General features: G+C 35.1%; 8 protein-coding genes. 1 reads left to right on the top strand and 7 read right to left on the bottom strand.

Annotation, left to right across the window (positions count from 1 at the left end):
* Positions 1-65 precede the first annotated feature (65 nt).
* Positions 66-1,343 carry a replication-associated recombination protein A gene (locus tag QO182_RS11960; protein ID WP_371535386.1) on the bottom strand — a complete coding sequence of 426 codons (1,278 nt, stop codon included), beginning with the start codon at positions 1,341-1,343 and terminating at the stop codon, positions 66-68.
* A 232-nt stretch (positions 1,344-1,575) separates the two neighbouring features.
* Here QO182_RS11960 and QO182_RS11955 point away from each other — a divergent pair, with 232 nt between their 5' ends.
* Positions 1,576-2,328 (top strand): rhomboid family intramembrane serine protease, encoded by a 753-nt coding sequence (locus tag QO182_RS11955; protein ID WP_371561811.1) that lies wholly within the window; start codon positions 1,576-1,578, stop codon positions 2,326-2,328.
* 82 nt (positions 2,329-2,410) lie between these two features.
* Here QO182_RS11955 and QO182_RS11950 read toward each other — a convergent pair whose 3' ends face one another.
* The 6 genes from QO182_RS11950 to QO182_RS11925 all read right to left on the bottom strand — a co-directional run bounded on the left by QO182_RS11950 (position 2,411) and on the right by QO182_RS11925 (position 14,738).
* A complete protein-coding gene (locus tag QO182_RS11950; RefSeq protein WP_371561809.1) occupies positions 2,411-3,907 on the bottom strand; it encodes a RagB/SusD family nutrient uptake outer membrane protein in 1,497 nt (498 codons plus the stop codon).
* 9 nt (positions 3,908-3,916) lie between these two features.
* Positions 3,917-7,060, bottom strand: coding sequence for a SusC/RagA family TonB-linked outer membrane protein (locus QO182_RS11945; RefSeq protein ID WP_371561807.1), 3,144 nt, complete (start codon positions 7,058-7,060; stop codon positions 3,917-3,919).
* A gap of 391 nt (positions 7,061-7,451) precedes the next feature.
* Entirely contained in the window at positions 7,452-8,186 is a 735-nt protein-coding gene (gene rlmB / locus QO182_RS11940) for a 23S rRNA (guanosine(2251)-2'-O)-methyltransferase RlmB (RefSeq protein ID WP_371535376.1), read from the bottom strand.
* A 65-nt stretch (positions 8,187-8,251) separates the two neighbouring features.
* Positions 8,252-9,721, bottom strand: coding sequence for a SusD/RagB family nutrient-binding outer membrane lipoprotein (locus QO182_RS11935; RefSeq protein ID WP_371535374.1), 1,470 nt, complete (start codon positions 9,719-9,721; stop codon positions 8,252-8,254).
* A 3-nt stretch (positions 9,722-9,724) separates the two neighbouring features.
* A complete protein-coding gene (locus QO182_RS11930; protein WP_371561806.1) occupies positions 9,725-12,952 on the bottom strand; it encodes a SusC/RagA family TonB-linked outer membrane protein in 3,228 nt (1,075 codons plus the stop codon).
* Positions 12,953-13,037: 85 nt separating this feature from the next.
* Entirely contained in the window at positions 13,038-14,738 is a 1,701-nt protein-coding gene (locus QO182_RS11925) for a hypothetical protein (protein ID WP_371561804.1), read from the bottom strand.
* Positions 14,739-14,880: the final 142 nt, after the last annotated feature.

Genomic DNA, 14,880 nt, shown 5'->3' with positions numbered 1-14,880 from the left:
ATTTTACCAATTTTAAGGAAAAGGTTCTAAAAACAGATTTATGCTGTTCTTAGAACCTTTTTTCTTTAATAACCGTATTTACCTTTCCAACGATTTTTTAAAAAATCTCGGGTCGTATTTTCTCTTGAATTAGTACCAGGAACGTATAGTGGTGTATTTTTCACTGCTTCGGGTAAAAATTCCTGTTCTGCAAAATTATTAGCAAAATCATGTGAATATTTATATTCGTCGCCATATCCAAGCTCTTTCATTAATTTAGTAGGCGCATTGCGCAAATGGATAGGGACGGGGAGGTCACCAGTTTGCTTTACCAGTTGCTGCGCTGTACCAATGGCTAAATAAGAAGCGTTGCTTTTAGGAGAGGTAGCAAGATAGATGGCACATTGACTTAAGATAATTCGGCTTTCGGGATAACCTATTGTGGTTACCGCTTGAAAAGTATTATTGGCCATTATAAAAGCGGTGGGATTTGCATTACCAATATCTTCACTAGATAGAATAAGCATGCGTCTGGCTATGAATTTTACATCTTCTCCGCCTTCGATCATTCTAGCTAACCAATAAACAGCTCCGTTTGGATCACTACCGCGAATTGATTTTATAAATGCCGAAACAATATCATAGTGTTGTTCGCCACTTTTGTCATACAATACTGTATTTTGTTGTACTAGTTCAAAAACGCGGTCATTAGTAATAATTATTTCGTCTTCAGCTGAGGCGTTTACGACGAGTTCAAATATATTCAATAGTTTGCGCCCGTCACCTCCAGAAAGACGCAATAAAGCCTCTGTTTCCTTTAATTTGATATTTTTAGACATTAAAAAACTGTCTTTTTTTAATGCACGTTGTAACAAAGACTCTAAATCCTCTTTTGTAAAAGCATTTAAGATATAAACTTGGCAACGCGATAGCAAGGCGGGAATAACTTCAAAGCTCGGATTCTCGGTAGTGGCACCTATTAATGTAATCCAACCTTTTTCAACTGCGGCTAATAAAGAGTCCTGCTGTGATTTACTAAAACGATGAATTTCATCTATAAATAAAATAGGATTCTTAGTGGTAAAAAGGCCTCCGCTTTGTTTTGCTTTTTCGATTACATCCCTAATGTCCTTTACTCCTGAATTAATGGCGCTTAAAATATAAAAAGGACGTTTTGATTCTTGAGCAATGATTTGTGCTAATGTTGTTTTCCCCGTTCCCGGCGGGCCCCATAAAATTAGAGAAGGAATGATTCCTTTTGCTATTTGTTGGGTCAACGAGCCATTTGGTCCCACGAGGTGAGATTGGCTTATGTAGTCTTCTAGTATTTGTGGACGTATTCGTTCTGCTAATGGTGCTTCCATTCTGCAAAATTACTGTTTTTATTTGAAGCTATTCCAGCTCTACACTATATCTTTTGTTTCGTTAAAAAACGAAATAAAAGGATGCCGTTTTGATCTGGGCTATTTTTCGAATAGTATATTCTAAGGAGGAGGAAAATTCATTTTTAGATTACAATCCCGATTATCTGACAAAATAGCATTAAATTGCTTTTGGATATATATTTGATTTATCTTTTGAAATAAAAATACTAGGATGGATAATCAGTTTAAATTTACCAATTCTGTTGTAGGAGTACCGCTTTTTTTTGTGCTTTTCCTTTGGTTTGTCTATTGGATCGAAATTCGATTTGGTTTGGATTTCGTTAAAAACGGAATTTTTCCTCGAACATTTTCTGGTTTTCAGGGCGTTTTTTTTAGTCCTTTCATCCATTCAGATTTGAACCATCTTTATAATAATTCGATGCCTTTGCTGGTTTTGCTAGCAGCTCTGCAATTTTTTTATGCAAAGCAATCGTATGCAGTTATAGGGTACGGAATTTTGTTTTCAGGAATTTTGACTTGGTTGATTGGTAGGTCCAGTTATCATATTGGTGCGAGTGGACTCATTTATGTATTAGTGTCCTTTATTTTTGTCAAGGGAATATTGACAAGGTATTATCGATTGGTCGCGGTGTCGCTCGCTGTGATAATGCTGTATGGAGGAATACTTTGGTATGTTTTCCCAGAGGTGGACGATACTATTTCCTGGGAAGGGCATCTTGCGGGTTTAATAACTGGTTTAGTTCTTTCTTTTGTTTATAAGACTCCAGAGTATGAAAAACCAACTAAGTACGATTGGGAGCAAATTGATTTTGATGAGTCGGAGGATAAGTTTATGCAACGATTTGATGAAAATGGTAATTTTACAAATATACCAGAAGAGGTTTTAATAGAAGAGACACTGCCTTTTTTTGATTCAAATTTTAAAATAAATTATACAATCGTGCAGAATAAGGAGAATGAATGAATTGATATTTAGACTTTTAGAAATGCAAAAAAATCCCGTTTGCTTTCGCATTCGGGATTTTTTAACTAAGTCAATTTAAATACTAATTAGGATTCTGCTCAATTGCAGGGTTTGCATTAATTTCTGCTCTTGGGAACAGCCATTGCCATCTTTTGTCACCAGCAGGAACGCTAAATACTTGAGCAACTGATGAAATATGGTTAGATGTCGTAGCAGGAACTGTTGTAGGTCCAACTCTGTCTAATGGTGAGTTTGTTCTTTTTAAATCGTAAAATCTAAATCCTTCACCCCATAATTCAATTCTTCTATGCAAATAGATTTCATTAACTAAAGCTTGACCTGTAGCTGTAGACTTCACATAAGCAGGATTTCTATTTGAAATTAAAGTAAATAAAGCTGTAGAAGCCGTAGCGTCGTTCATCTTTGCTTTTGCTTCAGCTTCAATAAGGTACATTTCAGCGATACGCATATAAGGAACATCGCATCTACTATCTCCAGTACTTACCGATAGGAATTTTTGACTAGTATAAGGGAATTTAACTGCATTTGAAACTAAAGTAATATTTGGGTGTAATCCTGTTTTACTAAAGATTGTAGTACGTACATCTGTAGAAGGAAATTGGTCCCAAAGTTTATTAAAAATTGCTTTTGGGCAAGAACGAATAACAGTAGAGCTGTAATTACGAGACATATATGCTCCAAAGTTAGCAAATGATTCAGATTGTAGTTCGTTTACAAAACTACCCCACATCCACTCTGAGTTTGTATATGAGTTGAATCCTGAAGCATAAGCTGTGTTGCTCATTAATGATTTACCTGCTCTTGCAAGTATCGCGTTAGCAGATGCTACTGGCCAGTTTTGTTGAACTAAAGCTACACGTGCTTTTAATCCTTGAGCCACTCTTAGATCTAAATGAGAGTTGTTAGTCTTTGAGTAACCAACTAATAGAAGTAAAGCGTCATCAATGTCTTTATTGATTTGAGTGTAAACTTCTTCTACAGTTGATCTAGACAATTGGTCATTTGACACGGTTAATACTAAAGGTATTCCTAGTTGAGTATTAGGTATTGCTGTAGCATCGTAACGTTTTCCGTACAATTGTACTAATTGGAAATGAGCAAAGGCGCGATATAATAGTGCTTGACCTTTTATTATTTTTTTATCTGCAGCTGAACCAGTTGCAATGTCAACAGCGTCTAAAATCGTATTGGCGTTTCTGTTGATTCTATAGAAAGTTCTGTAGGGAAAAGCAACATCTTGCGAATTTTCATTGTTTAAACCAGTCCAGTTATAAACCCCTAAAAACCATCCGTTTGATATAGGAAATACAAGATCTTCTCCTGCAATATCTATTTGTTGCATACATCCAGCAATCCCAGTTTCATTTTGTCCTTCATATCTGATGTATAAAGATCTATGGATACCGTTCAATAATGAAAATAAATTGTCTGTTGAAGAAGTTGCCGACGCGTAGTCAACATATTCAGTTGGTTTTTTTACTAAGAAATCTTCTGAACACGAGCTTAATGACAGTATCGATAATACCACCAGTAAAAATTTTTTGTTAAGTGTTTTCATGATATTGTATTAAAAGTTTAAATTGATTCCTAATGAAATTGTTCTAGATGGTGAGAATCTATTTTGAGTAGTTCCATTAAAGTTCGCTTGTGGATCCAATCCTTCTTTTTTAGAGAATAATTTTAAGTTTTCACCATTCACGTAAAACTTCATGGCATCAATTTGTAATTTTGAAATGATGCTAGATGGTAAGTTATAAGATAATGACACTTGTCTTAATGATAAGTAATCAGAATCTACTAACCAGCGGTCAGAAGCCGCAGAGTTTTGAGTGTTTCTAGATATATTCATTACAGGTACATCAGTGATGTCACCTGGTTTTTGCCATCTGTTTAGAATGTCAGTATGTAAAGCCGATCCGTAATTGTTACCTGAATGCATTAATGCAGCATAGTTAGAATCATAAATTTTCCCACCTAATTGGTAAGTCATTAAAATATCCATTTGGAAACCTCCTACTTTAAAAGTATTGGTGAAACTACCAAATAAATCAGGTAAAGCAGATCCATGGTATTCGTACAAAGCTTTGTTTTGATTTATTGTTACATTAACTCCATTTACTGTTCTTGAATCAGTGTCAGTTGCAGTTGTTAATAATGGGTCAACTACATATAAGGCATATCCATCTGCAGGATCTACACCCGCATAACTTCTTAACCAATAGTCATAAATTGAACTTCCTACTGCATATTTTTTAGTACCATTTATAATTTCTTTTTGTGGCAACGCAGTAATCTCATTTTTAATAGTAGATGCATTGATGTTTATGTTCCAAGAGAATTGTTTTGTTTTTACAACCATTGCATCCAACGAAACTTCAATTCCTTGGTTAAACATTGATCCAATGTTTTCGACTTTAGAATCTAATCCAGAAGAAAGTGGAAGAGGCACGTTAAAGATCAATCCGTCTGTTGTTCTGTTATAGTATTCTACAGAACCTCTTAATCTATTTCCAAAAAGTGCAAAATCAACTGCGATATCTTTTTGGGTGTTTTTTTCCCATTGTAAATTTGGAGCTCCTGAGTCGTTTGTTATAATTCCCCCTTCATTAGCATTGTTATACCCTAATGAATACGTTGCAGCGCCTATATAGTAACTCAATCCAGTATTACTTATATGTGAATCATTACCCACTTGTCCAAATGAACCTCTTAATTTTAATTCATTGATCCAAGTTTGTTTTTCAATAAATGATTCTCTAGTTAAGTTCCATGCGGCACCTACTGACCAGAAATTACCCCATTTGTTAGCAGCTGCGAATTTTGACGATCCGTCTCTACGTACAGAACCTGATAAAATATATTTTTCATCATAATCATAGCCTATACGTGAGAAGTAAGATTCTGTTGCGTAATTTCTTGTGTACGAAGTTAAATCAGATACAGTAATATAGTTGATGAATTCATTGTTATTTGGTACATTTTGAATTCTTTTTGAACCATAAAGATAATTGTACTCGTAATCAAAACTTTCGTGACCTGCTAAAACGCTGAAATTATTGTTGTTTACACTTTTAGTGTAGTCAAGTAATTGATTCCAGGTAACTCCAGTTGTAATAGTGTTTGTACGCGATGCAAACCCATCAGGCGCTCCATCTCCAATAAGTTTATTCCAAAATACATTGTTATTGAAATGTGCGTTATCAAATGCAAAGTTAGTTGTGAATTTAAAGTCTTTTAAGAATTTTATTTCTAAGTAAGTACGACCATTAAATGATAAGCTTTTATCTTTGTTTTCGTTGTTTAAAGTTTCATAAACAACGTTTCTTCCGTTTGATGCTCCTGATCCACGTAATGCTGAATATACTGGGTTACCAGTTGCGTCTAGTATTACTGCTCCAGTAGTTGAATCATGACTCAATACAGGGTAGATTGGCCCCATATAACGAATAGTACGGAATGGATTATTGAAAGATGAAGTATTTGCTGCTCCGTCAACCGCTTGGTTTGAATTAGTAAATGTAGTTGCTACATTAGCACCTGTTTTGAACCAATCTTTTAGTTTAGTGTTTACATTTAAACGTGCAGTCGTTCTCTTGAAATCAGAGTTTTGAATCGATGCTTCCTCGCTTAAGTTTCCAATAGATACAAAATAATCACTTCTTTCTGTTTTTCCTTGGTAAGAGAAATCAATGTTTCTTCTTAATCCGGCTCTTTCTAGTTGTTTTCCCCAGTCCAAATCATCTGGATATAAAAGTTGTGCATCAGGATTTAGTTGTCCGTTTGCATCAAATAAACTAGCTTTTGGTATGTTAAAAGGATTGTTAACTAAATCTATAGGAGTTCTATTAGAAGCATAAGCATTTGCAGTTGCTAATAATGCTGGAGTACTCATTGGTCTACTGTTTCTAATAGCTTCCCAGGTTAAAGGGTAGTACTGAAAAGCATCAACTCTGTCATATTCTGGGATAGATCTTGTAGAAAGACCTGTACTTATGTTTAAGTTGAATTTGTCTTTAGACGATGTTCCTTTTTTTGTTGTAATCATTACCACGCCATTTGCCGCTTTCGACCCGTATAAAGAGGTAGAAGCTGCATCTTTTAGTATTGTCATGCTTGCAACGTCTGCTGCATTAATGTTATTGATGTCTCCTGCAAAAGGGACTCCGTCAACCACATAAAGAGGGGTGTTTGAGCCACTAATAGAACTAAAACCTCTAATTCTAACTTCAGGCTGTGAGCCTGGCTGTCCTGAACCACTTTGGATTTGAACTCCGGAAACTGCTCCTTCAATTCCTGAAAGTACGTTGGTAACAGCTCTGTTGTCAAGGTCTTCTCCTTTAATAGCCGTTGCAGATCCCGTGTAAGAAGATTTTTTAGCTTTACCATAAGCTACAACAACAACCTCGTCTAAGTTTTGTGAGATGTCCTTAAGTTTGATGTTGATAATTGTTGAAGTGGCTTTTACTTCTTGCTTTTCAGTCCCAACGTAAGTAAAAGATAAGGTTTGGGTTGCTGCAGCTTTAATGGAGTATTTTCCATCAAAATCTGTTTGGGATCCTGTTTGCGTACCCTTTACCATAACACTCGCTCCAGGAAGTGGCGTTCCTGAATTGTCGGTAACAGTTCCTCTCACGGTCCTGTTTTGCGCAAAAGTAATTTGCGTAATTAATGCTAGTACCAGCATTAAAATTTGATTAAACTTTGGTTTCATTTTAAGATATTTTGAATTAGTGCCGCAAATATCTTAAGATAATGTTAACATTACTATGTTTTTTAAAGTTGGATGTTATTAAATATTTTCATATCTATGAGGTTAGTTGAACATATGTTGTTGTTCGTGTTAAAATCATGCAAAGGTTTGATTTAATTGGCTTTTGTGTTCTTTTTCTTCCTGTTGTTGTGAGTAAATTGATAGTCAGTAGGCGGCAAAATTAGTATTGAGATTGGGGGTAAATATATAATTATAACATTTTAATCTATAATTGTTGTAATAATATAGGTATTTTATACGTTGGGGCAGCAATAATATGGGATTTGTAAAAAAAAAAAAGAGAATCAATACCGAAGTACTGATTCTCTTTTGAAAGTTAAGATATGTTTGTTTAGGTTCTTTGTCGTACTACCTCATATAAAAAAGCACCGCAAGCTACAGAGACATTTAAGGAACCAATAGTTCCGAACATAGGTAGTTTAGCTTTTTCATCTACAATTTTTAAAACAGAAGGGTTTACACCTCGGTCTTCTGATCCCATTATTATAGCTACTCCTTCATTTAAAGAAATATCATAGATGGTTGTGTCGGTTTTTTCGGTTGCAGCAATAGTTTTAATTCCGCTCGCTTGAAGAAGGAAAATTGCGTCCTTGATATGTTCTACTTTGCAAATGGGGATATTAAATACAGCGCCTGCTGATGTTTTTACCGTGTCACCATTTACTGGTGCTGACCCTGCTTTTTGTACTATAATACCATTTACTCCTGTACATTCGGCTGTTCTGATGATCGCACCAAAGTTACGTGCATCTGAAATTTGATCTAGGATAAGAAATAAAGGCTTTTTTCCATTTTCTACTACTGTGTCAATTAAGGTCTCTAGATCAAAAAAGGAAATAGGTGAGATGCTTGCTACAGCACCTTGGTGATTATTAGGTGTTAATCTGTTTAGTTTTTCTACGGGAACATAGGAGAAGTTCACGTTGGCACGCTTCATCACTTTCATTAAGTCTTTCATTAGTTCGCTACTTGCTTCCTTTTGAATATAGACTTTATCTACTGTTGTACCTGCTTGAATAGCCTCGATTATTGCTCTAATCCCAAATATTTGATGTTCTTTTTCCATGGCGCAAAGATATAAAAAAAAACCACCAGCTTTCGCTGATGGTTTTAATAATATTTAAATGATAATTATAATTTATCCCAAAATACGTGTTTAATTACAGTATTTCCTCCTAGTTTAGTAGAAGCTGCTTCTAAATTAGTAGCATTGATAGTTTCCTCTGCTCCAGGATATGAGTAGCGTTTAGGAACTTCCTTAATGTCACCGAAGGTTACAGTAGGAACTTTTAATACTGGGAAGTCTAATCTTCTGTAAGATGTCCAAGCTTCAAAACCTCTGTTAAACAAAGCAATCCATGATTGCTCACCTATTTTTTGTTTCCATGTCCCAGTCGCAGTTGCATAAGCTACATCTGTTCTTGCTAAGTAAGTAACAATATCAGCACTAGCAACACCCCAGTCTTGTAATGATGCAGTAATTGCTGCATTATAATGAGATGTAGCTGTACCGCCTACTGCAATACCTCTTTCTACAGCTTCGGCTAATAAGAATTCAACTTCAGAATTAGTAAGTAAAACTCCTGGATAAGTAGGTGTTTTAATAGTTTCTGTAAGATGAGAAAAGTTAGCATAAGTATTAAGTACACCATATACTCCTCCTTTATAAGTCGTTGATCCCACTGGAAATGGAGTGAAGTATTTAGCTCTTCGTGGGTCACTAAGTGCATTTAACTTATTTACAAATGTATCTGCAGGTACAAAGTCATTACGTCCACTTGCTACTAAATCAACATAAAGTGGGTTTGTATTAGGTTGTACAGATGCGTATTTAAGGTAAGCGCTATCAGCAGTAGTAGTAATTACACCAGCTGCTATAGCTGCCAAAGTTTGAGTTGTCGCATATGCATGATCAACATCATCCATGTTTATCGCCATTCTCAAACGAAGTGTATTTGCAAATTTCTTCCATTTTGCAGCATCTCCTCCGTATACTAGATCAGCACTTCCAAAACTTCCTGCACTAACATCTAAAGAACTAGAAGCAGTTGTTAGTTTAGCAATAAGATCCTTGTATATCGTTTGAGCGTCATCATACTTTGGTTGTGGGTATTTAATAATATCCAAAGATTCAGTATAAGGTACATCCCCAAAAGTGTCAACTAAAACACTATAAGAGTAAGCGCTTAATATATCAAGTATAGCTATTTTATTATTTAAAGCTTTTGCTTCAGTAGCTGATCCTGTAAAAGTTGCTTTCTGTGCAATTAACAAGTCTTTTGCTTCTTTAAAATCTCTTAAAACATCACGATAATAAACAGTCCAATGCGTGTCAGGAATTTTTCTACCGGTAAGGTCATATTGACTTTCTTGTGGGTATAGTGTTTCTGTCCATTGTTGTGCAAATAATCTAAATACGTTGTAATTTACAGACGTACTTGTTACTTGATCCATCATTGCATGTTCTGCGCTTGTAAATAGGAAGTTTGCTTCTGTTACTGTGGCGCGTTTTGTGTCCGTATTCAGTCCTGTAATGTCATCACTGCATGACGATACAAAAAGACTGATAGCCGGTATTAATATAAGCAGTTTATTTTTCATAGTTTAAAATTTTATTGTTAGGTTGCAACCAATGTTTCTAGTTGTTGGTAAAGAACCAATAGACAGTCCTAATGAGCCAGCATTTGAACCTACCCCACTTTCTGGGTCAGCATCTGGAAGATTTTTTTGGATGATCCATAAGTTTGATCCAACAAGAGATACTTTCATATCATTTAACTTCAGTTTTGATACAAGTGCTGTTGGGAAGTTGTAAGTAATGTTTACTTCTCTTAATTTAATAAAACCAGCATCGTATACATAAGCTTTTCTAGCTCCAGTTCCTCCAGCGTAAGCCTCAGTAATAGCTCCTCCAGCAAAATATGCTGATCTTACTGTATTTGGCGTTCCGTCTGCATAAACACCAGGTAGTATTACACCACCACCGTCAGCAAGAGAATTTCTTTTTGGATTGCCTAGATCGTTGTTTCCAACTGTTTGTACTCCTAATCCTCCTCCTACACCATACCATTGATCAGTAGAGAATACATCTCCTCCATGTTTGATATCTATTAAGAAGCTAAAAGATAATGATTTGTAGGTTAATTTATTGCGAATACCTCCAACCCAGTCAGGGTTTACATTACCAATAATGTTATTAGTATTAGTGTTGATAACATATTTACCAGTAGTAGGGTTTATAATTTTTTGGCCATCAGCAGTGTAAGTAAAATCTGTACCTTTTAATACTCCAAAAGGTTGTCCTACTTCTGCATTCAATGTAACAGTACCAGGAAATGAGCTAACTTGTAAGTTGTCTACTCCGTTTGCTAATTTAGTTACTAAGTTTTCGTTTTTAGACCAGTTTAAATTGATGTCCCAAGCAAAATTAGCTGTTCTTACTGGAGTCGCATTAAATTGAAGTTCGATACCTTTATTCTCAATAGTTGCTGCGTTCAAATAACGAGCAGAGTTTCCAGTAGAAGTTGAGTAAGGCACGCTAACAGCTTCTCCGTCATTAATGTTTTTATATAAACTTACATCAAATCCAAGTCTTCTTTTGAACATTTGTGTTTCAAGACCTATTTCATAAGTCTGTGTCTTAATTGGTTGTAAGTCTGGATTGTTTTTGGTACTGTTTACTGAGTACTGTTGTTGTCCGTTAAAAGCATCAGATTTTGAATAGGTATCAACTAGTGCTAATCCTGGTGTTCCAAGAGGGCTTTCAGAATAACCTCCTCTTACTTTTCCAAAAGATAACCAATTTGTTTCAATGTTGCTTGAGAAAACCCAGCTACCTGAAACAGAATTACTAAATAAATAGTTGTCTCCTACTGGTAAGTTTGAGAATGCGTCTCTTCTAGAAGTAGCGTCTAAGAATAAGAAGTCTTTATATCCTAAAGAAGCTGATCCGTAGTAACTATTTACTCCGCTTTTATTAGCCCTTTCATATGCGTATGGACTTGTTGAAAGTGAGTTGTCAAGAGCGTATAATCCTGGAACAATTAGCCCACCTTGAGTAGAAGCTGTAATAGAATTGAAAACATTTCTTCTCGCTGTTCCTCCTACAAGTGCAGTTAAATTGAAATCTTTACCAAAATCTTTCTTAAACGTAAGAATTAAATCATAATTCTGCTCAGAAAAGTTCCCGTTATAACGTTGGTAACCTGAAGTTTCGTCTAATCTATTGATACCGAAAGTTTTTGCTACTGAACCAACAGCAACTCTTTCTTCACGTATTTCAGAGTAAGTATCTGTAGATATTTTACCTGTTGCAGAAAGCCAATCGTTAATTTTGTATGTTAAATTTGCATAACCTACAAAACGGTTTCTAGAATCATTTTGATAGTTTTTGTAACGTTCAAAATATGGATTATTCCAGAACGCTGGGCTTCCGTCAGTAGCTGAAGTTCTGTTCCAAGTGATGTTTTGTTCTCCTGAGGCGTTGTATGCTTGCTCAAGTTGTTTGATGTCAGCATTAGTTTGCCACCATTGACGGAAACCAGTAACGAAGTTATCACCATATCCAGTCAAGTTTCTACCTGTTGTAGCTTGATTAGAAAAGTTAGCAAAAGAGCTAAGTGATAATTTATCTGTAAATTGATGATTTAATTTTAAACTAAAGTTGTTTTTATTCAAATCACTATTAGGTAAAATTCCAGTTTGCTTAGTATTACTATAGTTAAAAACCATATTACTCTTGTCGTTAGCATCTTCAAACGAAACGCTGTTTACAAGCGAAAGCGAGTTTTTGAAAAAGCTAGTAGGATCATTTTTAGCTCCAACCCATGGAGTTGCTTTACCATAATTTGCATTTCCAGGGTAAGCAGAGTATGCATCCCATTGGAATAAGTTTAAAGTAGGGTCGAAAGCATCACCTGCTGATGCATCAGCATCAAAGTAAACATTTTTATCACTGTCGTAAGATTCACCGTAACCTGCACCATATTCTTTTTGATATTTAATAAAAGTGCTTTTGTCAATAGAACCAGATACTACTTCAGATGAAACAGTGATTCCTAATCCTTTTTTAGATCTACCTTTTTTAGTAGTAATCATCAATACTCCATTTCCTGCTAGGTAACCATATAGCGCTGACGCTGCGGCTCCTTTAAGAACGTTAACACTTTCGATATCGTCGGGGTTGATGTCCATACCATTATTTCCATAATCATATCCTTCTCTACCAGTTGATTGGGCGGTTAAACCGTTGATAGAAGTGTTTGAATTATTGATAGGCATTCCATCAATCACGATAAGCATCTCATTACTTTGACCGATAGATTTGATACCACGAGATATCGCACTAGTAGATCCACCAAAGTTTGTGTTTCTTGTGATGTTAACACCTGCCACTTTTCCAGAAAGCTCATTTAAGAAGTTTCCACTTGAAGTTCCAGATTTTAACTCATCAGATTTTATTTCCTGAGTTGCATAACCTAATGATTTTTTTTCTCTCTTAATACCTAAAGCAGTTACTACTACTCCTTCAAGTTCTACTGCAGTACCAATCATTGTAACGTTAACAAGTGATGATTTAGCTGCTAGTGATTGGGTTTTCATCCCAATGTAGCTAAAAAGTAAGATTTGACTTGGAGCTGCTTTGATAGCGTATTTCCCGTCAAAATCAGTTTGTGTGCCAGATTTTGTTCCTTGAACTAATACACTTACACCTGGTATAGGCATTCCTGCATTGTCAGAAACGACTCCTGTCACAACTCTCTCTTGCGCAAAAGTTAGTTGCGCCATCAGTACTACAAGTAGTACTAAGATTCCATTGAACTTTAGTTTCATTTTTAATTATTTTGAATTAGCAACACAAAAATCTTAATAATTTGTTAACATTCCTAATAAAATAAAAGCTTTTTTATGCACGCATCTAAAATTTAACATTGTAACTTATGTGAATGATTGTGTTATATAAATATATTTTTTTACTTTCTACTCCGCCATTTGCTAATGATATTTTTAGTAGGCCAGTAGTTGTTTTGGCGCCCATTCCTATTCCTATTCCTAGTAAATTTGTTTTGTTGTCGGTTGTACTAGATGTGGTTAGTCTGCAATAGTCCAGTATAGTATGGAAATAAAGGTTCGGTGAGGCGATATATCGATATTCTGTAATAATGGAAGTCATGAAATTTGCTGCCAGACTGTTTTCTGTAAATCCTCGGATAGAATTTACTCCGCCAAAACGATACAATTCATTGTCTAAATAGTCGGAACTGTGTAGATAGTAGTTTTGCGTTTTTATGTTAATATTATTTTTTGCATTAAAGTAGAAATTATGCATAGCCTGGAGTTCTATGTAGAATTGTTTGTTTTTTTCGCTGTTTTCTGTTTGGTTGTCTGTTTCTCTTTTGCCTAAACCGGTTTTTAATGCTACCGATGATTTTTCGAAAAACAAAGTGCTTGTATAGTCGCGGTTTGAATAGTTTAAATTTGCGGTTACAAATTTATTTTTGTAATCGGTGATGATGGTGTTGTCGCTGTTTTGTATATCGCTGGATACAGTTGATTGATATCCTATATAGGAACGGGTATTATAATTAATAAAATAACTGATGTCGATTTCGGTTTTGGTATTTTGAAAGGTACTGTCTTGTTTGAAAATGTTTAATTGTGCTTTAAGTCCAATCGGACTTTTAAAAAGGTAGGGGAGTTCTAGGGATGTGTTGAATGTTCTTTGCTGGTTTCCGTCACTTTTCCAATAAAGCGAGAATTGTTCGCCTACTTGCAAGGTGTTCTCTAATGTTAGATCGAGGTAGCCATTTAATGTTATTTTTTTATTTTCGTTATTGCTGAACCCTATGAAGCCATCAAAAGTGTTTGATTTCCGGTTTTCTAGATACAGGTAAACTTTGGTAGAGTCTTTTGTGAATAATATTTCTGGGTATTTTGTTTGGGTTATGAAATTGTAGGTTTTAAATTCATTGTGAATTTTAGCTACCAGGTCTTGGTTGAATATTTTGTTTTTGTATTTGCGGTTTATTTGTGCTAAGTAGCTAGCTGGGAAATTGGTATTCTGTAGTTTGTTTGTGTATTTTATTACAATAGAATTAAGTTTCCTTTGATTTTCTGATTCAAATGAAAGTTCGGCAAAAAGTGTGTTTTTTTTTCGTTGGATGTTTGTCAGTTTAAGTTTGGCTAACGAATAGCCTTTGTTTTCTAAAGCGATCGTGTTCTGATTTAAAAAAATTTCGATCACGGTGTAATTTAGGAAGATGGTGTCTTGTTTTATGTTGGGCAGTAGCAGTTTTACTGTGGTTTTTATTTTGCCTACATATATATGTATGTATTTTGTTTGCGTGCCTAAGTTGAAGCGTGCGATATAGGTTGTGTCATTTATCTTAAGCTGCTCCGTTACTTTGTTTTGGATATAGCCTAGTTTCGATAGTTTTTGCGAGGTTTGTTCGATTTCGGTGCTTAAAGATTTTATGTTTTTATGTTTTGAAATGTAGCCTAAGGAGTCAATTATTTTGTTTTCTAGAACGCTGTTGCCGGTTAATTGCAATTCAAAGTTTTGAGCATGGCAATTCAGGCTTGCCATGAGAAGAATAAAAAGGATTAAAAAATATTTCAATTTGAATTTAAGTTTTTATAAAAGTAATGCAAATAACGAAGGTTTGATGTAAAAATCAAATCGCCGAGCAAGCATATTAAAAATAGCCTTGAAATCGGGAAGTTGTTTTTGCTTCGGGAGAGATAACGGAGATTCTTTATTA

It is taken from the genome of Flavobacterium sp. Arc2 (assembly GCF_041431385.1).
Taxonomy (GTDB): domain Bacteria; phylum Bacteroidota; class Bacteroidia; order Flavobacteriales; family Flavobacteriaceae; genus Flavobacterium.
This window is presented reverse-complemented; position numbering and strand designations above follow the sequence as displayed.